Here is a 22,934-nt window from a genome sequence, read left to right as displayed (position 1 = left end):
GTCTGGCATCGACCACCCACATGACCGCCGCGGGGAGGACCGCCGCGGGGTGACGGTCACGGTATAACGTCCCCTGCATTGCCTGGGCCGCATGCCGCCGACCCCTCGGCACCCCATCCGGGCGCGACCAGCACGAAGTCGTGGCACAGATAGCCGCCGAGATAGACCGCCGAGTACTTGGCGTCCTCGGCGTCGGGCTCGAACTGCATGACCTCGAAGTCCTTGCCGCCGTTCGAGATGCGCTCGGCCGTCTTGGCATCCCCATCCCACACCGTCATCTCGAGGTGCGTGCGGCACAGCGCGCCCTGTTCGACCGGGTTGAGGTCGACGACGACCACGATCTCCTCGTCGTGATCGAGCGTGATGGTGTGGTCGGGGAAGTACGGATGGTCATTGCCCGTCGCATCCACCTGGTAGGGCTCGCCGTCGACCCGCCCGATGTCGATGTTCACCCGGGTCGAGTCGACACCCCCGCCGCGCCCGGTGACGAGGCGGGCCAGCGTTCCACGCGGGGGCGCCCCGCAGGTCTCGACGGGTTCGAGGTCGGTGATGCGCACCTGGTGAGTGCGATTCCCGCGGAGGGTGAGCACGACGCTGCGGGTACCGGCGATGATGCCGTCATCGTGCTGTTCGAGGTAGCCGGCCTGCCGTTCGGGAGGCAGTTTGTCGAGCCGGGCGAGGTCCGCATCCGGGATGTCCTTCGCCGCGGGGAGCGTGACATCCTCGATGCCATCACGCACCTCGACCCGCGCCGCGACGGGAGGGCCGCTGGTCGTGACCGCTCCCGTCACCCAGTTCACCGCCTGGGTGAAGTAGCCGATCAACACCGCGGTCACGGCGGCGACGACGATGCCGCCCGCCCGCACGCCCGCTCTCCGCCACCACGGACGCACTTCGGTCACGTTCGCCGCACCCTGCGCCCGCCCACTGCCGCCTGCAGCCATGTCGCACCGGTCTCCCACTCGAACCGATCTCCATGCTAGAACCGAGCGATCCTCAATCGATCAGGGAACGCCCGGTGCCTGCTGGTGCTCAGCGCGGGTCGAGCTCCTCGAACAGCGTGAGTTGCAGCCCGGCCGGACCGGACAGTCGCGAGTTCACCGATCGCCACGGCGTCTCGCGGGGCGCGGCGATGAGATCGGCTCCGCCGTCGACGGCCGAGGCAGTGACGGATGCGGAGTCGTCCACCTCGAGCGCGACCCGCAGCGTCGCGCTCGGCACCCCATCCGCCTCGACCCGGTCGATGAAGCGCACCTGCGCCGCGTTCGAGAGTTCCAACGTCGCGCGGCCGGCACCGAGGATGACCACGCGGGCGTCATCCTCGCCCTCGTAGGCCTCCTGCTGCGGCATGCCCAGCACGTCGCGGTAAAAGGCGAGCGCCGACTCGAAGTCCTCGCCCTCCGGCACCGACACGACGAGCCTCAGCTGCCGAATACGACCGTTCGATTCCTGCGCGTCCATGCGCCGTCCCTTCGTCGTCCCACATGATCCAACAGCCGGATGCCGCCCGACATTCCGCTTGCCACCGTGCGGCGGCGGTCGTACGGTGGCCGCATGGACGCACGCAAGCAGGGTCTCGCGCGGCTCGAGGTGATCGGACCCGACCTGCTCGCCCTTCGCGACGCCGGCATCGGCCGCATGTTCGGCTCGGACAGCTACTCGGTCCGCGGCAAGCTGTTCGCCTTCGTCTCGTCCGATGGCGCGCTTGTGGTGAAGCTGCCGGCTGAGCGCATCGAGCAACTCGGGTTGAGCAACATGGTCATGCGCGGCAGTGTGATGCGCGAGTGGGCGACGGTTCCGCTCGACGACAGCGCGCGCTGGCGCGCCGTGGCTGTGGAGGCGCACGCGTTCGTGGATTCGATAACGCCGTGACGGCGCCGCGGCATCCGGCGATGACGGATGTCGGCGGACGGTGGCAGAGTGTGGATCGCGCCGGTCGAGGTCCGCTCGGCTGATGGTGGACGCATCGCAGGAGGTCTCGACGTGGACGTGACGCAGTGGTTGCTGGAATCCGATCCGTCGATCCGATGGCAGGTCATGCACGACCTTCAGGACGAGCCCGCCGAGGCCGTCGCAACGGAGCGTTCCCGGGTCGCGACCGAGGGGTGGGGCGCCCGACTGCTCACCCTGCAGGATGCCGACGGGTACTGGGGCGGTGACGAGTACGGCCGCGACCGCAAGAGCGTCACCTGGACGCTGCACAGCCTCCGTCGTCTCGGCGTCGACCCGACCGACCCGCGGGTGCGCTCCGCTGTGTCGCGCGTGCGCGAGAACGTCCTCTGGCGTGACTGGGGCGACCTGCCGTACTTCCACGGGGAGGTGGAGGAGTGCGTCAACGGCGGAGTCATCGCCTTGGCGGCCTACTTCGGCGAACTCGGCGCCGGCAGCGACCGCATGATCGGCATGCTGCTCGATCAGCAGCTCGACGACGGCGGGTGGAACTGCGAGCCCATCGAGGAGTCCAGGCACTCCTCGTTCGACTCCACGCTGTGCGTCCTCGAAGGCTTCCTCGCCTACGAACAGGCTCTCGGCCACGCGCCCGAGGCGGTTACGGATGCTCGCCGGCGCGGCGAGGAGTACCTGCTCGAGCGGAGCCTGTTCCGCCGCCGGTCCACCGGAGAGCTCATTCTCGCGCGCTATGCCGACTTCGCGTTCCCGCCCTACTGGTTCTACGACGTCCTGCGAGCGCTCGACTACTTCCGCTCGATCGGCGCCCGACCCGACCCGCGCATCGCCGACGCCGTCGATCTCCTTACGTCGAAACGAACAGATGACGGTCGCTGGCTCGCGGGCACACCCCACGGTGGGGACGTCTTCTTCGCGCTCGACGCTCCAGCGGGAGAACCCAGCCCGTGGAACACGCTGCGCGCCCTGCGCGTGCTGCGCTGGTACGAGGGGGCCGACGGCCGAGCGGGCTGAGCGTCAGGCGCGCAGCCAGACCGTCGTCGCTCCGGGCAGTCGTCCGTCTTCGAGGGGGCCACTGCTGAGGACCACATCACCGGCTGGTAGAGGGCAGGCGGTGTCGCCGAAATTGGTCGCCACCTCCCAGCCGTTCGGGCGCCGGAAGTGCGCCACCGCGTCGGGCGAGTCGACCCAGACGAGCTCCTCATCCGTCTCGAGTTCTCGGCGGAGGGCTAGTGCCGCGCGGTACATCGACAGCGTCGACGCGTCGTCGCGCTCCTCTGCTGCGACGGAGAGCTCCCCGAACCAGCTGGGCTGCGGCAGGTGCGCGGCAGCATCGCCGAATCCGAACGACTCGCCATCCGAGGTCCACGGAATCGGAACCCGACACCCATCCCGCCCGACATCGACTCCGGGATTGCGGAAGTAGGCGGGGTCCTGCCGCTCGTCGGGTGCGATGTCGACCACCTCCTGCAGTCCCAACTCCTCGCCCTGGTAGAGGTAGGCAGAACCGGGCAGGCCGAGCACGAAGAGCGTGGCGGCTCGGGCACGCCGGAGGCCGAGGTCGGCGTCCAGCACGGGATCTGCGCCACCCGACAGCAGCCACGCCGCCCCGCGCTTCTCGGCAGGATCGACCGGGTCGGGCAGGCCGTAACGCGTCGGGTGCCGCACGACGTCGTGGTTCGAGAGCACCCACGTCGTCGAGGACCCCGACTCTGCGGCGAGCGCGAGGTTCTCCTCCACGATCCGCCGGAACACCGAGGCGTCGAACGACGCCTCGAGCAGGTCGAAGTTGAACGCCTGCCCGAGACCTTGCGGACTGGCATACCGCGGACGCCGGGACGACTCGACCCAGGCCTCCGCCACGGCGGTCCTCGGCGGCGAGTAGCTGTCGAACACCTGGCGCCACTCCGCGTAGATCTCGTGCACCTCGTCGCGATCCCACAGCGGATGTCCGCCCGCTCGGGGAAGCGAGTCGAGTGTGGCCTGATCGGGAAGGTTCTCCCCGAGCTCCTTGGCCAGGCCGTGGGCGACGTCGATGCGGAAGCCGTCGACGCCCCGGTCGGCCCAGAACCTCAGCGTGGCGAGGAAGTCGTCGCGTACCTCGCGATTGTCCCAGTTGAGGTCGGGCTGTTCGATGGCGAAATAGTGCAGGTACCACTGCCCGTCGCCGACGGGCTCCCAGGACGGACCCCCGAATGCGCTCGTCCAGTCCGCCGGCGGCTCTTGGCCGTCGACGCCCGATCCGTCGCGGAAGATGTACCGGTCGCGGGCGGCGGAGCCGCGCGGCGACGCCAGGGCCTCGATGAACCAGACGTGCCGATTCGAGGTGTGGTTGGGCACGATGTCCACGATGATGCGGATGCCCGCGCCGTGCAGGGCGTCGACGAGCGCGTCGAAGTCGGCGAGCGTGCCGAGACGCGGATCGACGTCGCGGTAGTCGTCGACGTCGTAGCCGCCGTCGGCCAGCGCCGAGGGATAGAACGGGCTCAGCCAGACGGCGTCCACGCCGAGTCGCTGCAGGTACGGAACTCGCGAACGGATGCCGGCGAGGTCGCCGATCCCGTCCCCGTCGGCATCCGCGAAGCTGCGTGGATAGACCTGGTAGACCACCGCCTGCCGCCACCAGGTGGCGTCGTCCGACGAAGCGGCGACGTTGCTCGACGGGCCTTCGGCGTCGCCCGCCGTCCCGGTCGGGTCTTCGGACGGGCTGGCTGCGTCGCTTCGGAGGAGAGCGTCGGTCACGGTTCTCGTCCTTTCACGGGTGGAGTGCTCGCGCGGCGGTCCTCATCCCTTGACGGCGCCCTGCGTCACGCCCTCCATCACCCAGCGCTGCGTGAACAGGTAGGCGATGATGGCGGGCGCCATGGCCATGAGATACGACGCGAACGAGACGTTGTAGTTGTTGCTGAACTGGGTCTGGAAGATCTGCTGCACGACCGGCAGCGTCTGCATGCTCGAGTCGGCGATGATCAGCGACGGCATCATGAAGTCGTTCCACGAGGCGAGGAAGGCGAAGATGCCGACCGTCGCACTCATCGGTGCGAGCAGCGGGAACACCAGTCGCCAGAACGTCTGGCCGGTCGTGGCCCCGTCGATGCGCGCACTCTCCTCGAGCTCCAGCGGAATCGAGCGGAGGAACGCCGTGAACAGCAGGATGCTGAAAGAGAGCTGGAACATGATGTGCAGGATGATGACGCCCAGCGGGTTCGCCAGCCCGAGCAGGCCGGTCAGCTGGATCTGCGGCAGTGCCACCACGGGGAAGGGCAGGAACATCGCGGCCAGCAGGTAGAAGAACGAGTACCGGAAGAACTTGCGGTCCCAGTTGCGGGCGATGGCGTACGACGCGAGCGCGGCCAGCAGGACGGTGCCGATGACGGATGCCGCCGTGACGAGGATCGAGATGGTGAACGCGACCGGGAAGTTGGTCAGCGCCCACGCCTTCGAGAACCCGGAGAAGTCGATCGGAGACGGGAGCGAGAAGGCGTTGCCGTCCACCGCCTGCGCCGTCGACTTGAGCGACATCGAGATCGTCACGTACAGCGGAACGAGCACCGTGAGCGCGCACAGGAACAGGACGATCGTCGTGCCCCAGTTGGTGCGCTCCTGACCGACCCGGCCACGGCGTCGGCGGGTGACGCTGGCCTCTCGAGCGACGCGTCGTGCGTCGCCGAGGGGGATGCTTGCTGCTGCCTGGGTGCTCATGCGATTGCCGCCCTTCCGCGGGTGAGCCGGAGTTGAAGTACGGAGATGAGCACGGCGATGATGAAGAAGATCGTCGCGTTCGCCATCTGGTACGCGTAGTCGCCGCCGGTGAAGCCGGTGAAGATCGTCATGGCGATGCTGCGCGTCGCCGTGCCTGGGCCGCCGTTGGTGAGTCCGACGATCACGTCGTACACGTTCAGGAAGTTCTTGAACCCGAGGATCGTGTTGATCACCACGTAGCCCGCGACGAGCGGGAGGGTGACCGACCAGAGCTGCCGCAGCGGCTTGGCGCCGTCGATCGCTGAAGCCTCGTACACCTCGCCGGGGATGGAGAGCAGACCGGCGATGTAGATGAGCAGGGTGCCGGGAATGGACTGCCAGGCGGCGACGAGGACGATCGCCAGCCACGCCAGGTCGGGGTTGGCGAGGATCGACTCCTGCAGGGGCCCGAATCCGATCGAGGTGGCGAAGGCGGGCAGCGAGTTCGAGAACAGGAAGTTGAACACGTAGGCGATGACGATGCCCGAGATGACCATCGGGATGACGAAGACCGCCCGAAGCCCTGTCTTCACGCGGATCTGCGACGTCAGCCCGACCGCCAGGAGGAATGCGATGACGTTCACGATGATGACCGTCACGATGGCGAACCCGAACGTGAACAGGTAGCTCGAGAGCACGGCCGGGTCGGAGAACACGGCGATGTAGTTGGTCAGCCCGATGAACTTCCACTCACCGAAGCCGATGAAGTTGGTGAAGCTGTAGAAGATTCCGAGGATCGCGGGAACCGTGATGGCCAGCGTGAACAGCACGAGCGTCGGAACGAGGAACCAGAGGTAGATGCCCTCGGTTTTCAGCCTGGTGCGCGCGGCGGCCCGCGGCGGCGCTGTGGTGGTCGTCGCGCCATCCTCCGAGGTCGCGCTGCGCCCGGCCGGATGCGTCGAGGGAAGGGTCTCTGTCGTCATCGTGGTGTCCTCTCAGGTAACCGTCTCGTCACCCGCGAAGGGCGAGCCTGGCCCAGTCGGCGTCGAGTTGGGAGAGCGTCTTCTCGGCGTTCGCCCCCGTGACGATGGACTGCAGGTAGTTCTCGGTCGGGATGCTCAGTTGGATGAACTTCGAGGCTCCCTGGTAGAAGCGACCGTCGTCGTAGTACTTCTGCATGCCGGTGATGCGATCATCCGTCGCCGGTGCGGCATCCGTCGTCGTGCCGAAACCGAGATAGGCGGCGTTGTATGCGTCCATCACCTTCTGCTGCATCAGATACGAGACGAACTGGCGCGCAGCCGGCTTGTTGTCGCTCGCCTCGGGCACCCAGAGCGCCAGGTCGAGGTTGACGCGCACCTTGAGGTCGCCCGGATCGTTGGTCATCGGCAGCGGGAACGTGCCGAGCTTGAGGTCGGGATTGGTCTTGGCGATCTCGCCGAGTGCCCACGGCCCCTGCATGTACATGGCCGCCTCGCCCTTGGCGAACGCCACGTTGCCGTCGCCGTAGCCACGGCTGGGCGCGTCCTTGTTCGAGTAGGCGGCGAGCTGGTTCATGCGATCGACCGGCTTCTGCAGCGTCTTCTCGAACGAGACGCTCGAGTTCGGGCCGACCGCAGTGCCCTCCTTGTTCAGCTTCTTGTAGAAGCCGGCGACGTCGATCGAGCCGCCGACGGTGTAGTCGAACAGTCCTTGGGCGACGGTCCACGGGTCCTTGAACGTGCTGTAGATCGGTGTGACACCCGCGGCCTTCAGCTTGTCGCACGCCGCGATCAGCTCGTCCCAGGTGGTCGGCACCGCGATGTCGTTGTCGGCGAAGATCTTCTTGTTGTAGATGACCGACTCCGCCGCGACCGAGTAGGGCAGCACGCTCGTGCGGCCGGGGTAGGAGGGCAACTGGTCGACGAGCGCCTGGACATCCGGACGGATGCGCGACGCCTCCGGCATGTCGGAGAGATCCGAGAGCGCCCCGCGCTCCTGGAACCGCGCCATCTCCATGTTGTAGTTGAGCAGCCCGACGTCGGGCGGATTGCCGCGGAGGAAGCCCGCCGACAGGCTCGACGCCGAGTCGAGCGTGACGTGCACTCCGGTCTGCGAGGAGTTGAAGTCCTTCACGACGTTCTGGAAGTACGGGATCGCCTCGGGCTTGCTGAGGAAGAAGGTGATGTTCGCTGGGCCACCCGCTGCACTGGCGCACCCGCCGAGGGCGAGGGCCACGGCCGCGGCGGTTGCCACGGCGATGCCGATGCGTACGCGCCGGAAGCGCCCGGCTGTTCTCTGGGCCACGTCGTCGTCTCCCTGGTGAACGGACCTCCGTGGGCCGTCCTGAGTTTATTTAGAGCGTATATTTACTGCGTGTCGTAAATAATGCTCTTGGGTTGCGGAAAGGTCAAGGGTCTGGTGGATAACGAGGCAGCGCGGTCGCCGCAGGTACTGCGCGCGCTCAACGCCCGGCGCATGCTGGCGTATGCGTGGGAGACGAGTGCTTTCACCGCGTCGGATGCGATGACCGGCGTCGGCCTGACGCGCACCACCGTGATCGACGTGTGCGATGCCCTCGTCCGTGACGGCTGGCTCGAGGAGCTCAGCGATGCGCGCGCGGCCGGCGACTACGCGAAGGGCCGCCCGGCTCGCCGCTACGCGCTCCGTGACCGTGCCGGGATCGTGGTCGGCCTCGACGCCGGCTTCGATCGGATGTCGGCGGTGTCAGCCGACCTGCGCGGTCGGGTGGTCGCCGAGAGCTCGATGCGGATTCCGGCGCGTTTCCCTCCGCTCGGCGACGGGGCGGCGGATGCGGAAGAACGTCGCGCGCTCGCCCGACGTCTCGTCGACGACGTCATCGCGCGGTCGGGCGCAACGGATCGCGACGTGCTGGCGGTGTCGATAGCCGTGCCCGCCCCTGTGGACTCCGCGGGATTCTCGCCCGAGGACGAGACCGGCTTCTGGCGCATCATGAACCCTCGCCTCGCCGAGGCCGTCGCCGGAGTCGCCCCGATCGTGGCGATCGAGAACGACGCCAACCTCGCCGCGATCGCGGAACAGGCGGCGCTGACCGGGCTCGGCCATGACGTCGACTCGTTCATCGCCCTCCTGGTCGGCGAAGGCATCGGAGCGGGGTTGATGGTGGACCGAAGGCTCATCCGGGGTCGGCGGGGCGGCGCCGGCGAGATGCGCTTCCTCGACCACGTCGAGGGCGTGCGTTCGGCCGACGGCTTGGCACTCCTCGCCCGGCAGTGGGCTGCGGAGGCCGTCGCGGCCGGCGAGGGTGGCGCGCTCGCTCATCACGAGTCGCCCGACGAGAACGATGTCGCCACGGCCGCGCATGCCGGTGATGCCGTGGCCACACGCATCATCGACCGCCTCGCTGACCGACTCGCGCGCATCTGCCTCGTGCTCGGAGATCTGCTGGATGTCGACCGCATCGTCGTCGGCGGCGCCGTGGCGGAGACTCTTCCCGACGTCATAGACCGTGCCGCGGTGATCCTGGCCTCGAGCGACGATCCGACCGTTCCGCAGCTGCTCGCGTCGTCGTTGAAGCAGGATGCGGTGCGTATCGGGGCGGTCGAACACGCCCTGGCCCTCGTACGCGAGAACGCCCTCGACCTCCGCGGTGGAGTCGTCCGGGTGGCTTAGCGTCCGCACAGTGTTCACGCAACGAGAACGATGGCCTCGCTCGTTCTGCATAAGCTTGGCGCGATGAAGGTGATCAGTTACAACCTCCGCAAGCACCGGGCCGTCGGTGAACTCGTCGAACTCGACGAGCGCTACTCGCCCGATCTGATCTGCGTTCAGGAGATCGACACGGCTGATCTGCCACGGCACTTCGGACGGCTGGAGCTCGCCCGGTCGACGACGGCCAACCGTCTCGGTCTCGCCGTGTACTACCGAGCCGACAGCTACGAGCTGCGGGATGTCCGTGCCATCGCACTGAAAAAGTCCCTCCACGATCGAGTGGCCAAGCCCGCCCATGAGCGTCTCGTCGGTGTTCGCCTCCTTGATCGTCATGCCGACCGGGAACTCGTCGTCGCCTCCTTCCACGCCGCCCCTCTCACCGCTCTCAACTCGTTGCGTCGCCACCAGATCAAGGCGGCCCTCGGCGAGCTCCAGCTGCTCGGGCCGGGCCTGCCGACCCTCATGGTCGGCGACTACAACTACCCGATCTTCAAGGACAACCTGGCTGAGAAGGTGCGCGAGGTGGGATACGAGCTCACGCTGAGCGACAGCCGCACGTACACGCGCTACAAGGTGTTCCGCGGGCACTTCGATCTGGCCACTTCGGTGGGACTCGACATCGACAGCGTCGAGACGCTTCCCCGGGGTTCGTCGGACCATCTGCCGATCCTTGTCGACGCGAGCTATTCAACTGGCGCCGTTGCGGGTGAAACCCATCAGATCGACGAGATCGCCTGACACCCCTCACTGCCGCAGCCTCTCCGCGAGGGCTGCGATCCGTCGGGTGGCGGAGCCGCGAGTGGGCATCCACACCTGCGGTCCGAGCCACGGCGGTGGCATGACCTGCGGGCATCCCTCCACCATGCGGATGCGCCACCCCGAGGTGTCGATCGTGCGGTGATGAAACCAGCACAGCAGCACGCCATTGTCGACGTGAGTGCGTCTGTCTCGCGCCCACCCGATGTGATGGTGGACCTCGCAGGCCCATGCCGCCTCGCCGCAGATGATGCAGCCCCCGTCCCGGGCGATGATCGCTCGGCGCTGGCCCCGATTGAAGGTGCGCTCGGTAGTGCCGAGCGACATGATCTTGCCGTCGTGACGGATGACCACGCGCTGGATGCCGTTGGCGCACGACACGTGATCCACGGCGTCGGTGGGAAGTGACACAGCGAGAACGCCCGGTCCCCACAGGAGCCGGGCGTTCTCGAAGAGCCGATCAGGCGGCCTGCGCCAGGTCGACCGAAGCGGACTCGACGACGATCGCGCCGTCACGTGCGTCGACACGCACTGCGCCGCCATCCGTCACCGCACCGCTCACGAACAGGTCGGCGACGCGATCGTCGACCTCGCGCTGGATCAGCCGGCGCAGCGGACGAGCGCCGTAGAGCGGCTCGTAGCCGTGCTCGGCGAGCCACTCTACGGCGGCATCCGTCACCTCGATCGACACCTCGCGGATGGCGAGCCGCGCCGTGGTGGCCCCGAGCATGAGGCGCACGATGCGGGCCAACTGCGGCTTGTCGAGCTTGCTGAACAGCACGATCTCGTCGATGCGGTTGAGGAACTCCGGTCGCATCGCCTCACGCAGCCGGCCCATCACTCGATCGCGCAGGGCCTTCTCCGATCCGAAGCCGGTGGTGTCGCCATCCGTCTCCGCGATGAAGCCGAGCGCGCCCGACCGCGAGGCCAGGAACTCCGAGCCGATGTTCGAGGTCATCACGATCACCGCGTTGCGGAAGTCGACCGTGCGACCCTGACCGTCGGTGAGGCGTCCGTCGTCGAGCACCTGCAGCAGCAGGTTGAACACGTCGGGGTGCGCCTTCTCGATCTCGTCGAACAGCACGATCGAGTACGGGTTGCGCCGCACGCGCTCCGTGAGCTGCCCGGCCTCGTCGTAACCGACGTATCCGGGAGGCGATCCGACGAGACGCGACACCGTGTGCCGCTCGCCGAACTCGCTCATATCGAAGCGGATGACGGCGCTCTCGTCGTCGAACAGCGACCCCGCCAGCGCCTTGGCCAGCTCGGTCTTGCCGACTCCGGTCGGTCCGAGGAACAGGAACGAGCCGACGGGGCGGTTGCCGTCTCCCATGCCGGTGCGATTGCGGCGCACGGCCTTGGCGACAGCGGTCACCGCGTCATCCTGCCCGATCACGCGACCGTGCAGCTCGTCCTCGAGCACGGCGAGGCGCTCGCGCTCTCCTTCGGTGAGCCGGTTCACGGGGATGCCGGTCGCCCGCGAGATCACCGCGGCGATCTCGCCCTCGTCGATCACGGCCGCTGGAACGGATGCCGCGGCGCGACCGGTGGCCGACGCCTCGTCCAAGCGCGCCTGCACCTTCGAGATCTCGTCGCGCAGCCGCGAAGCCTCTTCGTAGTGCTCAGCACTTACGGCAGCGTTCTTGTCCGCCTCGAGCGACGCGAGCTGCTCGATGAGCGCGCTTACGTCGACCTTCGCGCCGAGCTTCAGGCGAAGCCGCGCACCGGCCTGGTCGATGAGGTCGATGGCCTTGTCGGGAAGTACCCGATCGGCGAGATAGCGCGCCGAGAGTTCGACGGATGCACGCAGCGCGGCATCCGTGTAGGTGACTCCGTGGTGCTCCTCGTAGGCACTGCGCAGGCCGTGCAGGATCAGCACGGCGTCCTCGATGGAGGGCTCGCCGACGCGCACCGGCTGGAAGCGGCGCTCGAGGGCCGGGTCCTTCTCGATGGTGCGGTACTCCTTGAGCGTCGTCGCCCCGACGAGGTGCAGGTCGCCGCGAGCGAGGCGGGGCTTGAGGATGTTGCCGGCATCCATCCCGCCATCTCCGGCCCCTCCGGCGCCGACCACGGTGTGCACCTCGTCGACGAACACGATCAACTCACCCTTGTGGGCGGAGATCTCGTCCATCGTCTTCGTGAGGCGCTCCTCGAAGTCGCCGCGGTACCGGGTGCCGGCGAGCATGGCGGGAAGGTCGAGTGAGAGCACGCGCTTGTCGCGCAACTGCTCGGGGACGGATCCGTCGACGATCGCGCGGGCGAGCCCCTCCACAATCGCCGTCTTGCCGACTCCGGCCTCGCCGACGAGAACCGGGTTGTTCTTGGTGCGCCGAGCGAGGATCTCGATGGTCTGCTCGATCTCGTCGAGTCGGCCGACGACCGGGTCGAGCTCACCGTCGCGCGCGAGAGCCGTGAGGTCGGTGCCGAAACGGTCGAGCATCGGGGTGTCTGACTCCTCCTCCGCCGCCTGCGACTCAGCGCCGTAGGAGGACCCGTCGCCCTCCGCGGCCTCGCGCATGCCCTGCGTCAGAGCATCCGCCGTGACGCCCGCAGTCGCGAGCACCTGTCCGGCGGGGGAATCCTGGTTGAGCACGAGCGCGAAGAAGAGGTGCTCGGGGTCGATGTAGGTCGATCCGCTCGCGCGCGCCACCTGGTAGGCGTGGAACAGCGCGCGCTGGGCCGACGAGGTGATGTTGGCCGCGTTGACGGATGCCTCGCCCGATGCCTGCGGAAGCCGCCGGTCCACGGCGAGGGCGATGGCGGCGGGGTCGACGCCGAGACGACGGACGGCGTCCTTCGCCGCATCCTCGTCGATGATCACGCGCAGGATATGCAGTGCATCCAGCTCGTTCTGGCCGCGCTCGAGGGCGAACCGGCCGGCGCGCTGCAGGATCTCCTGGGTGCGCGCGCTGAGGAACCGGCTGAGGTCGATCGACCGCGCCTCGCGGGCACGCTCGCCGGCCATGTAGCGGGCGAGGAAATCGTCGAACGAGTTGCCGTTCTCGGGGGTGAAGTCTTCGGGCACGAACGCCTCCTGGTTGAAACTTGAGTGTGTTGCACTCAAGTCCAACGCGGGCGCCGCGTTCGTATTCCCGGGTAGGGCGGCCTCGTCCGAAGTCGACGATCCGTTGGGCACTAGATGTCCGGTTCGCACGCTGGGAGGGCAACAACTGCCCAGCGGATGGCCGGGCTCGCGAACCGTTGGGCGCTAGATGTCCTGTTCGGGCGGCGCGAACGACAACAACTGTCCAGCGGTCTGCGGCATCCCCCATCCGCGGCCGACTCCACGCTTAGAATCGGGCCGTGCACACGGACGCGACCCACGGCAAGATCCGTTGAGTACCGACGACCGCGCGACCCGACGCGTCGACCTCACCCTTCACAAGCCGTGGTTCGCGCTGTACTGGGGCATCAAGCCGACCGTCGTGGTCGACGGGCGCGGTCATCCGGCGCAGTGGGGAGTCGGCACGTGGCAGGTCCCGGCGGATGAGACGGTCACGCTGGCCGTGTTCCTCTTCAACCGGATGTGGCGCTTCGGCCGAGCCGAACGGGCCGTCGAACCACACCAGGCCCCGGCACTCGTCTATCGAGCACCGGCGCTACCATTCCTACCCGGCAGCATCCGCGCCCCGCAGACGAAGCGGTCGCAGGCCTGAGCGGACGATCGAACTCGCTACCTCGGCGCGTAGCGTGCGGCGATGACGCCCGAGTCGTAGCTCTCCACGCCGAGCAGTCTCAGGCCGACCGGATGCGGCGTCGTCAGCCGAACCTCCGCGTCGCCGATGAGGAACGGATGGATGCCGGCGCGCACCTCATCGACCAGCCCCGCATCCATGAGCGTCGCAGCCAGTTCGCCATAACCATGCGAGATGAGCGACCCGTACCGGTCGCGCAGTCCGCGTACCGCATCGGCCACGTCCCCGTCGATGAGCGTCGCGTTCCAGTCGAGCGGGCCCGACAGCGTTCGCGAGGCGACGTACTTCGGCAGGGCGTTGTAGTGCGCGGCGAAGCCGCGATCATCCGTCTGCGTCGGCCAGTACTCGCGGAAGAACTCGTAGGTCTCCCGACCGATCAGCACCGCGTCGGCGCCGAAGACGAGCTCGTCGGAGGCGCGCTGCAGGCCCGGGTCGCCGGGATCGAACCACTTGTCCATCTGATCGAACACGCCGTCGAGGGTCATGTCGAACGAGATCTTCACTGTTCCCATGCCCACCAGACTCCTCTCATCGCCGCCGGATGTCACGGTCGTCGAAGCAGTCGACACCCGGATACCACGCCCATAGTCTCGAGGGCATGACCGTTCTGCGCCTGGACAATATCGCCATCGTTGTCGACGACCTCGACGCGGCGATCGCGTTCTTCACCGAGCTCGGCATGGAGTTGGAGGGCCGGTCTCACGTCGAGGGTGCCTTCGCGGACCGGACCGTCGGCATCGACGGAGTGCGCAGCGAGATCGCGATGATGCGCATCGCCGACGGACCCGGCCGGTTGGAGCTCACCCGAAACGATTTCCCCGAGGCGATCGCCGCGACGCCCCAGAACCCGGCGCCGAACACGCTCGGTCTTCATCGCGTGATGTTCGCCGTCGACGACATCGACGAGACCGTGGCCCGCCTGGAGTCGCATGGCGCCGAGCTCCTGGACGAGATCGCCCGATACGAGGACCAGTATCGGCTCTGTTATCTGCGCGGGCCAGCGGGCATCATCGTCGCCCTGGCTGAGCAGATCGGCGGACCGGAGGGGTGACGCGAGGATGAGTGAGCCGAAGCAATACAAGCCGTCGAGGGTCATGAACGCGGCCAACGCCGTGATGCGCGGGCTCGTGCGCATCGGTCTCGTCCCTCACGTGGTCGTGCTGACCGTGCGCGGACGCACGAGTGGCGAGCCGCGCTCTCTCCCCGTCACCCCGATCGAGCAGGGCGGGTCGATCTGGCTGGTCTCCCCCTACGGAACCGTCGCCTGGGTGCGCAATGTGCGTGCTGCCGGCGACATCACGCTCTCCCGAGGACGCACCATACGGCGGTTCACCACCCGTGAGGCGAGGCCGGATGAGGTGGGCCCCGTGCTCAAGCGATACGTCGCGGTGGTCCCGATCGTCCTGCCGTACTTCGCCGCGGGAGTGGCTGACCCGGCGGAGGCGTTCGCAGCCGAGGCGGACCGGCATCCGGTGTTCGAGCTGACGGCCGTCGACGGCTCGGGCTCGCTCGGCGGGCCGGGGCCCGCTCCTCGGAACGTCTAGGAACACCGCATGGATCTCGCGTTCACCGGCACCGTGTGGTTCTGGCGCGGCCCGGCGCCCTGGCACTTCGTCACGGTGCCCGATGGCGCATCCGACGGCCTGGCGGCCATCTCGCCGGCCGTGAGCTACGGATGGGGGATGATCCCCGCCACCGTGCGCATCGGAGCGAGCGAATGGCCGACCGCGCTCTGGCCGAAGGACGGCGGCTACATCGTGCCCGTCAAGGCGTGGGTACGCGAAGCCGAGGGCATCGATGTGGACGACGTGGTGACGGTGAGGGTCATGGTGGCGCCCCACGGACTATCGTCGGGCTCATGATCACCTGTGTGGTGTCGTACACCATCGACGCCGGCCAGATCGCGACGTTCGAGCGCTTCGCGCGGGCCTGGATGCGACTCGTCCGGTCGCATGGCGGAACACACCACGGCTACTTCCTTCCGGGTGAAGGGGCCAGCGACCAGGCGCTCGCGTTGTTCTCGTTCCCCTCCTTGGCCGAGTACGAGCGATATCGCGCACTCTTCGGCGTCGATCCCGAGTTCATCGAGGCCGACCGCATTCGCGATGAGAGCGGCTGTGTCCTGCGCTACGAACGCACTTTCATGCGGCCGCTCCTCGAGGACGGCGAGGTCGACCGCGGCGTCGAGGTGGACGACGACGGCGAGGTCGACCGCGACGTCGAGGTCGACCGCGACGGGGCCGCATCATGACGTCGGACGAGCCCAGCGAGGTCACCCCCATTTTCGATCGGCCACTCGAGGAGCGCATCCGTGCCTACAAGCGGCTGCCCGAGCATCCGTCCCTCCCTCGCACCGCTGAGCAACTCGTCCGCGACGAGATCATGCTCGACGGCAACGCTCGGCTGAACCTCGCCACCTTCGTCGGCACCTGGATGGAGCCCGAGGCCCGCGCCCTCTACAGCGACGCGTTCGACAAGAACATCGTCGACAAGGACGAGTACCCGCAGACAGCCGCCATCGAGGAGACCTGTTGGCGCATCCTCGCGGACCTGTGGAACGCTCCGGATGCCGCTGCCGCGATCGGCACCTCCACGATCGGCTCGAGCGAGGCGTGCATGCTCGGCGGCCTCGCGTTGAAGCGCCGCTGGCAGCACGCTCGCACAGCAGCGGGCCTCGACACCGAGCGGCCGAACCTGGTGATGTCAAGCGCCGTCCAGGTGTGCTGGGAGAAGTTCTGCAACTACTTCGACGTCGAGCCGCGCTTCGTGCCGATCTCCGAGGAGCATCCCACCCTCGACGGCCACGATCTCGCGTCGCACATCGACGAGCGCACCATCGGCGTCGTCGCCATCATGGGTGTCACCTATACCGGCATGTACGAGCCGGTCGCAGCCATCTCCGCGGCGCTCGACGACATCCACCAGAAGACCGGCCTCGATGTTCCGATCCACGTCGACGGAGCATCGGGGGCGATGGTGGCACCGTTCCTGCAACCCGATCTGGCGTGGGACTTCCGCCTTCCGCGGGTGCATTCCATCAACACCTCGGGGCACAAGTACGGTCTCGTCTACCCGGGTCTCGGGTGGGTGGTGTGGCGCAATGCCTCGCTGCTGCCCGACGACCTCATCTTCACCGTCAGCTACCTCGGCGGCGAGATGCCGACGTTCGCGCTCAACTTCTCGCGCCCCGGCGCTCAGGTGCTGCTGCAGTACTACCAGTTCCTGCGTCTCGGCCATGCGGGCTATACGGCGGTGCAGCGCGAGTCGCAGCGGGTGGCGCTGCACCTCGCGCACGGCATCGACGCGATGGACGCATTCGACCTGTGGAACGACGGCAGCGACATCCCCGTGTTCGCGTGGCGGCTGAAAGCGGGTCACACGAAGAACTGGACCCTCTACGACCTGCAGGATCGATTGCGGATGCACGGTTGGCTCGTTCCCGCATACGCCATGCCCGACGACCTGGCCGACGTCACCGTGCAGCGCATCGTGGTGCGCATCGGGCTCAGCATCGACCTCGCCGAGAAGCTGCTGGCCGAGATACGCACCCAGGTGAGGTACCTCGATCGGCTCGACTCGCCCCTGCCCGACGACGCGAACCGCTCAGGCTTCCACCACTGAACGGATGACGCGGCCTCGGCTCACTCGAACACCTCGACGGTGTACGAGACGATCTCGGTGACGAGCCCCTCGGCGAAGTCGTAGATGTCGCACGATGCCACGACGGACACCTTTCCCGACGGGTCCGTGTATCGGGCGAGACTGTCGACCGCCACGCTGTCCTCGCCGACGACGGTGCGGAATCGCTGGAACTCCGTGGTCGCGTTCGCGAGATCCTTCGCCGTGCTCGCGCAGACCGTCCTGACCGCGTCACGTCCGACCACCGGATCGCTCGCGCCCACGAGCGTCCAGATGACGTCGTCGGCGAAGTGCGACAGCGCGGCCTCGAAGCGATGGCTCGAGAATGCGCGGGCGATCTCCTCGGCGGATGTCGCGCCGGTCGTGTCGTCGCCGGTGGTGCCGCCTGTCGTGTCGCTGCCGGTCGCCATGAGCCTGCCCTTCGCGCGGCATCCCGCGTCTCTGCGGATGGTGGACAGGCCCAGCTTCGTGTGAACGACCGCCGCCGTCAAGGTCTGCCCGACGCAGCGGTGGCCTCTCCTACGATGGTGCACATGGACGATGGCGAGCCCGACACCGGAGGCCTGCACGCCGGACCTCATCGGCCGACGATGGTCGAGTCGACGTCGTGAGCGGTTTCCTGTCCGGCATCGGCCTGCTGTTCCGCGGCTTCGGGTACTGGCGACGTCGACCGGGCGTCATGCTCCTGGGCCTGGTTCCCGCGGTGATCGCGTTCGTCGTCATCGTCGCTGCGCTCGTCGGTCTCGGTTTCACCCTCGATGGCTTCGTGCACTGGGCGACGCCGTTCGCCGACAGCTGGGACGAGCAGTGGGCGAGCGCCCTGCGCCTCACCATCGACGTCGTCGTCTTCGGAGGAGCCGCCGTGCTCGCCGTGCTCACCTTCACCGCGCTCACCCTCGCGATCGGCGACCCGTTCTACGAACGCATCTGGCGCGCGGTCGAACTCGACCTCGGTGGGGAGGTTCCTGATGACGGTGCCGGCTTCTGGCGGGCCGCCCGCGATGGAGCCGTGCTGATCGCACTCGGCATCGTCACGGCCGTCGTCGTCACGGTCGTCGGGTTCATCCCCGTGGTCGGCGCCATCCTCGGGCCGGTGCTCGGCGTCGTCCTCTCTGGGCGGCTGCTCGCGCGAGAGCTGACCTCGCGAGCCTTCGAGGCGAGAGGCATCGACTCCGCCGGGCGCCGGGCGCTCATGCGGCCGCAGCGATCTCGGGCGCTCGGCTTCGGCATCGCGACCCAGCTGCTCTTCCTGATTCCCCTCGGAGCGATCATCACGATGCCGGCGGCCGTCGCCGGTTCGACACTCTTGGCGCGTTCCGCCTTGGACGCTGCCGCATCCGGCGCCCCAGCGGTCGGCCACACCAGCAGCCAAGTGAACTCCGCGGTCTGAGTACGGGGGCCACGGCGACGCCGTTACCCCGACGGGCGAGGCGGCCGGGTCGGCACGCCTCGCCTCGCGGTTGGGCCGGTCAGCCGCGCCAATAGCCGTTCGCGGCGGCGATGGTCTGAAATTCGATGGCGATGACCTGGCTGACCGCGACGAGGCTGTCGGGGTTCGTCGAGTAGTTCGGCCGGCCGCCCTTCAGGATGTCGAGGTCCGGTTGGATGTTGTGGATGCTGTGTCTGGCCATGGTGATGGCGAGGGCTCGACCGTCGTCGGGAGTGGCCGTGATGAGCGTGCCGCCGGGTACGAGCACGAGCTCTGAATCTGGGACTCTGTTCATTTCTGTTCTCCTTCTCGTGGCGGGGCGATGTGTCCCGGTGTGGTGGTTGGCCCCTTCCGGGCCGGCAGTACCTGCAGAACTGTTTTTCCCGGTCTTCGCGACTTCGGTCCGTCCTCGAAGGCCGCGCGGCCATCGGCGAGAGGGAACACCTGCGCCACGGTGGTGCGCAGGTCTCCTCGGTCGACGAGCCCAGCGATTCCCGCGAGCTCGTCCGGGTTGGCCTCGACGACGAAGAAGGAGCCCGTGATGTCGCGCCCGGCGAGCAGCTTCTGGTCGACGGGTTGGCTCAGTGTCACGAATCGGCCTCCGGGCCTGACCATGCCGATCGCCTCCGCCGTAGCGGGGCCGCCCACGGCATCGATCACGACGTCAGCCTGAATACGAGCGCTTGCCTCGGTCAGTGTCTCGTAGTTCACGACGACATCGGCACCCAGACCCGAAACGAACTCGAGGGCTCCCGCGCCGGCGGTCGCGGTCACGTGTGCGCGATGATGCTTCGCCAGTTGCACCGCGAAAGATCCGACGCCGCCCGCACCACCGAGCACGAGCACGTGTTCGTGGGGCTGAAGGTGAGCGTGATCGAAGAGAGCCTGCCAAGCTGTCAGCGCCGCCAGTGGGAGAGTCGCGCTCTCGAGATGGCTGACCGACAGGGGGCGGAGCGCGAGGTCTGAGGCTGGAGTCGCCACATACTCTGCAGCGGCGCCGTTCCGGTTGAAGCCGATGCGGCCGTAGACCTCGTCGCCTCGGGCGAAACGTGAGACGTCGTCGCCCACGTCCTCCACGACCCCTGAAACCTCGTGAGCGGGAATGATCGGTGTGCGATCGGCGCCGTCCGCCGTGCGCCACGTCTCATCCCAACCGAGTTCGGTGAAGGTGATCCCAGCCGCGTGGACCTTGACGAGCACTTCCCCAGCCCCCGGAACGGGCACGGGAGCGTCCTCGTAGACCAGCGTCTCAGCGCCACCACGATGGTGGGCTCGTAGTGCTTTCATGGTGTTCACAGCAATTCCGTCCCGTTCGAGTGGTTGCTACAGGCCCTGCGCCTTGAGCCAGGCCAGAACACTGTCGGCGACGTCTCTCCACCCGGCGTCGATGGCGAGTGAGTGGCCCCTGTCTTCGAAGTCCGTGAACTCGGTGACGGCGGTCGAGTGCCGATACAGATTGAATGCCGCCTTCGTGGTCACCTCGGGAGCGGTGTGATCCTTGCCTCCCGCGATCAGAAGCAACGGCCCGCGCCCTTCGTTGCGTGTGTCGGCCTTGTTCGCGGCGTGCGGGTTGAAGTTTCCCGCGGCGACTTCGAACAGTGGCTTCGCCGGCGAGGGGATGTTCCACGCGTTGTAGAGGGCGTCGGATTCCTCCTGACTGATCGCATTGCCGAATCCGAACCGGAATTGCTCACTCGTCAACGACACTGCCTTGTGGATATTCGCCGGATTGCCGAGGCCGGGGAACCCGGCGCGCAGCTGTGCGAGGGGGAGCGGCAACACGCCCTTGATCTGGGCGGGGTCGATCGCGACACCAGCGACGCCGAGACCCTCGCCCATGAGGAGCTCGGTGATCAGACCGCCGAAGGAGTGTCCGATGATGATCGGTTCACGCTCCAGGCCGGCGACGACGGTCTTCATGTAGTCGACGACCTCGGTGAGACTCTTGTCCGCGACGGCGTCAGGGGCGGCACGCGATTCTTCGACGGTCGTCGCCTCGCCCGGCCACCCGGGTGTGATCGGTTCGTAGCCGTTCTCGTGGAACAGCTCCACCCACGGCTGCCATGAGCTGGAGTGCAGCCAGAGGCCGTGGATGAAGACGACGGGTGTGCGTGAATCTGACATGACGAGCTCCCTGATGTGATCTACACGTCCGGTTGGACGTTCTTCAACACTGCCCGCACCGTCATCGGCGTCGAATCAGTCATCCGACTGGTCAGTGACTGCGCCGGTGTCTCAGTCGTTGTGGCTCTCAGGTCGGACATCCTCGAGGGCGCGACCGAGTGAGGATCGGCTGGAGATCCCGAGTTTGGGAAAGATCTTGTACAGATGGGAGCCGACGGTTCGTGCCGAGAGAAACAGTTGGGCACCGATCTGCTTGTTCGTCAGGCCCTGCGCGGCAAGCTCGGCGATCTCGGTCTCCTGCGGACTGAGCCGGGACACGGGTCGGTGTGAGTCAGTCTGTGGAACCTGGGTGGCCGCCACACCGGCCGCGCGGAGTTCTTGACGAGCGCGCTCCGCCCACGGCATCGCGCCGATCTGCTCGAAAGCCGTCAACGCCTGGCCCAGTTCGTCCCGGGCGAGCGTCAGCTCTCGATTGCGCCGGAGCCACGCTCCGTAATCGAGACGCACACGAGCGTGATCGAAGGCGAACTCGGAGGCGCCATCGACGGCGAGCGCCCGTCGATACAGGCTGCGAGGCGTTTCCGGAGCCTGACGACCCACGCCGTCATCCGTCGGGTCCGCGTTCTCGGAGGTGATCGCGAGAGCAGCCAGTGTCATGAGCTTGTAGCGGGCGGAGATCGACTCGAATCCGGCGTCGCGGGCGGCGAGCGCGTGGGCGCGCGCCTGATCCTTCCGCCCTGAGAACACCGCGGCTTCGACGAGATCGAGCACCATCCGGGGTGCTTGCTCGCTGTGCGGCGAGAATGTTCCGGGCGTGGTGACCGACGACGCATGGCGATAGGCGCCCTCCCAATCGCCTCGGCCGAGAGCGCTCACGGTACCGATCAGCGACGCGTATTGAACGAGCAGACCGACGGCGCGCTCCCGCCCCCACCGATCGACGGCCGCTCGATACCGTTCGGCTTCTCCCGTGTGCCCCCGAAGAGCTGCCGTCATACCCAGATACCCCATGAACTGATGGGCGAAGAGCGCATATCCGTGAGCCTCTGCGAGCTCCCGGCCTTGGAGTGCCGTGGCATCGGCCGAGTCGAGCTCGCCCATCGCGATATAGTCGAGCGCCAACACTTCGAGCCCGACCATCATGTTCGTGATAGCGCCTGTGGCACCTTCCTGGTCCACGATTCTGTGCACGTAATGCCGGTAGTCAGCGACGGCGTCCACATAGAACGCTGCCACCGCATACCGCACGGCAGTCCACGGTTCGCGGTTGGCTTCGACGTCGTCGAAATTCTCTGCCAACCGGGAACGAACCGAATGACCCGCGCGCGCAACATCGCCCCAGGCGTCCCGGAGCACATGCGAGATGGGGTCGACTCGAGAGCCGAACCGCTCGAGTTCAGCGTCGGTCGAGGCCCACACCCGGGCATCACCCGAGAACAGGCTGAAGGTGATCAGCACGTTCAGGGCACGTTGCAACGCCTCCGGAGAGGCGGCGTCGGTCGGTGCGGTTCGCAGCACCTTCAGGAGCCCACGGTGGGCGTCATTCACCTCGCCGTTGCGATACAACAGGATATACATCTCCGACACCGTGGTCGCATACGGGTCCACATCGTCGACAGGGCCGCGGCGTGACTCCTCGAGAAGCCGCGCCGATACCTCGAGCTGGGCGCTCTGGCCGGCGATGTAGGCGGCATCGGCGAGTCGTCGAGATCGATCCTTGATGTTCGGGCTCAACTCTGCGGCCCGAGTCAGAGCCGACACGGCTGAACTCGCTCCTCCTCGCAGGGTCACCAGTCGAGCCGCGCCGACGAGCGCGAGTGCAATGCCCTCATCCGGTTCCGTCGCTGCTGCGGCGAGATGCCAGGCTTGCCGTTCCGGATACGCGGCGGAGACCGCGGCGAGATCCGCATGCGCGGCGCGGCGTTCGGAGGCCGTCGACCCCTGCACGATGGCTGATCGAACCAGCGGATGCCGGAACCGGTGACCGATGCCACTCGAATCTCTCACCAGCAGGCCCAGAGCGACGGCCTCTT

25 protein-coding genes are annotated in these 22,934 nt (G+C 67.4%); 11 read left to right on the top strand and 14 right to left on the bottom strand.

Going from position 1 to position 22,934, the window contains the following annotated elements:
* Positions 1-56: 56 nt before the first annotated feature.
* Both E6C70_RS13455 and E6C70_RS13450 read right to left on the bottom strand, forming a co-directional pair.
* Positions 57-902, bottom strand: coding sequence for a hypothetical protein (locus tag E6C70_RS13455; RefSeq protein ID WP_136425069.1), 846 nt, complete (start codon positions 900-902; stop codon positions 57-59).
* A 130-nt stretch (positions 903-1,032) separates the two neighbouring features.
* Positions 1,033-1,461 carry a VOC family protein gene (locus E6C70_RS13450; protein ID WP_136425068.1) on the bottom strand — a complete coding sequence of 143 codons (429 nt, stop codon included), beginning with the start codon at positions 1,459-1,461 and terminating at the stop codon, positions 1,033-1,035.
* Positions 1,462-1,554: 93 nt separating this feature from the next.
* Between E6C70_RS13450 and E6C70_RS13445 the strand changes: the two genes are divergently transcribed.
* On the top strand, positions 1,555-1,872 hold the full coding sequence (locus E6C70_RS13445) for a hypothetical protein (RefSeq protein ID WP_136425067.1): 318 nt from the start codon (positions 1,555-1,557) through the stop codon (positions 1,870-1,872).
* A 27-nt stretch (positions 1,873-1,899) separates the two neighbouring features.
* Positions 1,900-2,919, top strand: a complete 1,020-nt coding sequence (locus E6C70_RS13440; RefSeq protein ID WP_235833473.1) for a prenyltransferase/squalene oxidase repeat-containing protein — start codon at positions 1,900-1,902, stop codon at positions 2,917-2,919.
* A 3-nt stretch (positions 2,920-2,922) separates the two neighbouring features.
* Here E6C70_RS13440 and E6C70_RS13435 read toward each other — a convergent pair whose 3' ends face one another.
* From E6C70_RS13435 to E6C70_RS13420, 4 genes are read right to left on the bottom strand one after another with little or no spacing between them, the layout of a single operon-like run.
* Positions 2,923-4,647, bottom strand: a complete 1,725-nt coding sequence (locus E6C70_RS13435; RefSeq protein WP_136425065.1) for a glycoside hydrolase family 13 protein — start codon at positions 4,645-4,647, stop codon at positions 2,923-2,925.
* A 42-nt stretch (positions 4,648-4,689) separates the two neighbouring features.
* Entirely contained in the window at positions 4,690-5,607 is a 918-nt protein-coding gene (locus E6C70_RS13430) for a carbohydrate ABC transporter permease (RefSeq protein ID WP_136425064.1), read from the bottom strand.
* Positions 5,604-6,569 carry a carbohydrate ABC transporter permease gene (locus E6C70_RS13425; RefSeq protein ID WP_136425063.1) on the bottom strand — a complete coding sequence of 322 codons (966 nt, stop codon included), beginning with the start codon at positions 6,567-6,569 and terminating at the stop codon, positions 5,604-5,606. The genes E6C70_RS13430 and E6C70_RS13425 overlap by 4 nt, the downstream gene beginning before the upstream one ends.
* A gap of 28 nt (positions 6,570-6,597) precedes the next feature.
* Positions 6,598-7,872, bottom strand: a complete 1,275-nt coding sequence (locus E6C70_RS13420; protein ID WP_136425062.1) for an ABC transporter substrate-binding protein — start codon at positions 7,870-7,872, stop codon at positions 6,598-6,600.
* Positions 7,873-7,986: 114 nt separating this feature from the next.
* Here E6C70_RS13420 and E6C70_RS13415 point away from each other — a divergent pair, with 114 nt between their 5' ends.
* Complete coding sequence (locus E6C70_RS13415; RefSeq protein WP_168770960.1) at positions 7,987-9,219, top strand: ROK family protein; 1,233 nt, start codon at positions 7,987-7,989, stop codon at positions 9,217-9,219.
* A 63-nt stretch (positions 9,220-9,282) separates the two neighbouring features.
* A complete protein-coding gene (locus E6C70_RS13410; RefSeq protein WP_136425060.1) occupies positions 9,283-9,996 on the top strand; it encodes an endonuclease/exonuclease/phosphatase family protein in 714 nt (237 codons plus the stop codon).
* 6 nt (positions 9,997-10,002) lie between these two features.
* Here the strand turns inward: E6C70_RS13410 and E6C70_RS13405 are convergent, their stop codons facing one another.
* The gene (locus tag E6C70_RS13405) at positions 10,003-10,425 is read right to left on the bottom strand and encodes an HNH endonuclease signature motif containing protein (RefSeq protein WP_136425059.1); all 423 of its coding nucleotides are present in this window, start codon (positions 10,423-10,425) and stop codon (positions 10,003-10,005) included.
* A gap of 49 nt (positions 10,426-10,474) precedes the next feature.
* Positions 10,475-13,039, bottom strand: coding sequence for an ATP-dependent Clp protease ATP-binding subunit (locus tag E6C70_RS13400; protein ID WP_136425058.1), 2,565 nt, complete (start codon positions 13,037-13,039; stop codon positions 10,475-10,477).
* A gap of 310 nt (positions 13,040-13,349) precedes the next feature.
* On the opposite strand from E6C70_RS13400, the gene E6C70_RS13395 reads away from it, so the two are divergent.
* Positions 13,350-13,670: a hypothetical protein gene (locus E6C70_RS13395; protein WP_136425057.1), complete on the top strand. Its 321-nt coding sequence runs from the start codon at positions 13,350-13,352 to the stop codon at positions 13,668-13,670.
* Between the two features lie 17 nt (positions 13,671-13,687).
* Here the strand turns inward: E6C70_RS13395 and E6C70_RS13390 are convergent, their stop codons facing one another.
* A complete protein-coding gene (locus tag E6C70_RS13390) occupies positions 13,688-14,221 on the bottom strand; it encodes a dihydrofolate reductase family protein (RefSeq protein ID WP_136425056.1) in 534 nt (177 codons plus the stop codon).
* An 86-nt stretch (positions 14,222-14,307) separates the two neighbouring features.
* On the opposite strand from E6C70_RS13390, the gene E6C70_RS13385 reads away from it, so the two are divergent.
* Genes E6C70_RS13385 through gad form a run of 5 tightly spaced genes read left to right on the top strand, consistent with a single transcriptional unit; the run spans position 14,308 to position 17,330 of the window.
* A complete protein-coding gene (locus E6C70_RS13385) occupies positions 14,308-14,760 on the top strand; it encodes a VOC family protein (RefSeq protein ID WP_207670143.1) in 453 nt (150 codons plus the stop codon).
* 7 nt (positions 14,761-14,767) lie between these two features.
* Entirely contained in the window at positions 14,768-15,253 is a 486-nt protein-coding gene (locus E6C70_RS13380; protein WP_207670142.1) for a nitroreductase family deazaflavin-dependent oxidoreductase, read from the top strand.
* A gap of 9 nt (positions 15,254-15,262) precedes the next feature.
* Positions 15,263-15,571, top strand: a complete 309-nt coding sequence (locus E6C70_RS13375) for a DUF1905 domain-containing protein (protein ID WP_136425055.1) — start codon at positions 15,263-15,265, stop codon at positions 15,569-15,571.
* The gene (locus tag E6C70_RS13370; RefSeq protein ID WP_136425054.1) at positions 15,568-15,960 is read left to right on the top strand and encodes an NIPSNAP family protein; all 393 of its coding nucleotides are present in this window, start codon (positions 15,568-15,570) and stop codon (positions 15,958-15,960) included. Before E6C70_RS13375 ends, E6C70_RS13370 begins: the two co-directional genes overlap by 4 nt.
* On the top strand, positions 15,957-17,330 hold the full coding sequence (gene gad / locus E6C70_RS13365) for a glutamate decarboxylase (protein WP_136425053.1): 1,374 nt from the start codon (positions 15,957-15,959) through the stop codon (positions 17,328-17,330). The genes E6C70_RS13370 and gad overlap by 4 nt, the downstream gene beginning before the upstream one ends.
* Before the next feature lie 20 nt (positions 17,331-17,350).
* On the opposite strand, the gene E6C70_RS13360 is transcribed toward gad, so the two are convergent.
* Positions 17,351-17,929, bottom strand: coding sequence for a nuclear transport factor 2 family protein (locus E6C70_RS13360; RefSeq protein ID WP_207670141.1), 579 nt, complete (start codon positions 17,927-17,929; stop codon positions 17,351-17,353).
* A 26-nt stretch (positions 17,930-17,955) separates the two neighbouring features.
* Between E6C70_RS13360 and E6C70_RS13355 the strand changes: the two genes are divergently transcribed.
* Positions 17,956-18,738: an EI24 domain-containing protein gene (locus E6C70_RS13355; RefSeq protein ID WP_235833471.1), complete on the top strand. Its 783-nt coding sequence runs from the start codon at positions 17,956-17,958 to the stop codon at positions 18,736-18,738.
* A gap of 79 nt (positions 18,739-18,817) precedes the next feature.
* Here E6C70_RS13355 and E6C70_RS13350 read toward each other — a convergent pair whose 3' ends face one another.
* The 4 genes from E6C70_RS13350 to E6C70_RS13335 all read right to left on the bottom strand — a co-directional run.
* On the bottom strand, positions 18,818-19,072 hold the full coding sequence (locus tag E6C70_RS13350; RefSeq protein ID WP_136425052.1) for a hexameric tyrosine-coordinated heme protein: 255 nt from the start codon (positions 19,070-19,072) through the stop codon (positions 18,818-18,820).
* Positions 19,069-20,064: an NADP-dependent oxidoreductase gene (locus E6C70_RS13345; RefSeq protein WP_136425141.1), complete on the bottom strand. Its 996-nt coding sequence runs from the start codon at positions 20,062-20,064 to the stop codon at positions 19,069-19,071. Before E6C70_RS13345 ends, E6C70_RS13350 begins: the two co-directional genes overlap by 4 nt.
* A gap of 36 nt (positions 20,065-20,100) precedes the next feature.
* The gene (locus E6C70_RS13340; RefSeq protein WP_136425051.1) at positions 20,101-20,901 is read right to left on the bottom strand and encodes an alpha/beta hydrolase; all 801 of its coding nucleotides are present in this window, start codon (positions 20,899-20,901) and stop codon (positions 20,101-20,103) included.
* Positions 20,902-21,012: 111 nt separating this feature from the next.
* A partial coding sequence (locus tag E6C70_RS13335) for a helix-turn-helix domain-containing protein (RefSeq protein WP_136425050.1) occupies positions 21,013-22,934 on the bottom strand: 1,922 nt, incomplete at its 5' end.

This window comes from Orlajensenia flava (assembly GCF_004801905.1).
Classification (GTDB): Bacteria; Actinomycetota; Actinomycetes; order Actinomycetales; family Microbacteriaceae; genus Orlajensenia; species Orlajensenia flava.
Note: the sequence above shows the minus strand (reverse complement) of the source record. Positions and strands in the feature narration are given on the sequence as shown.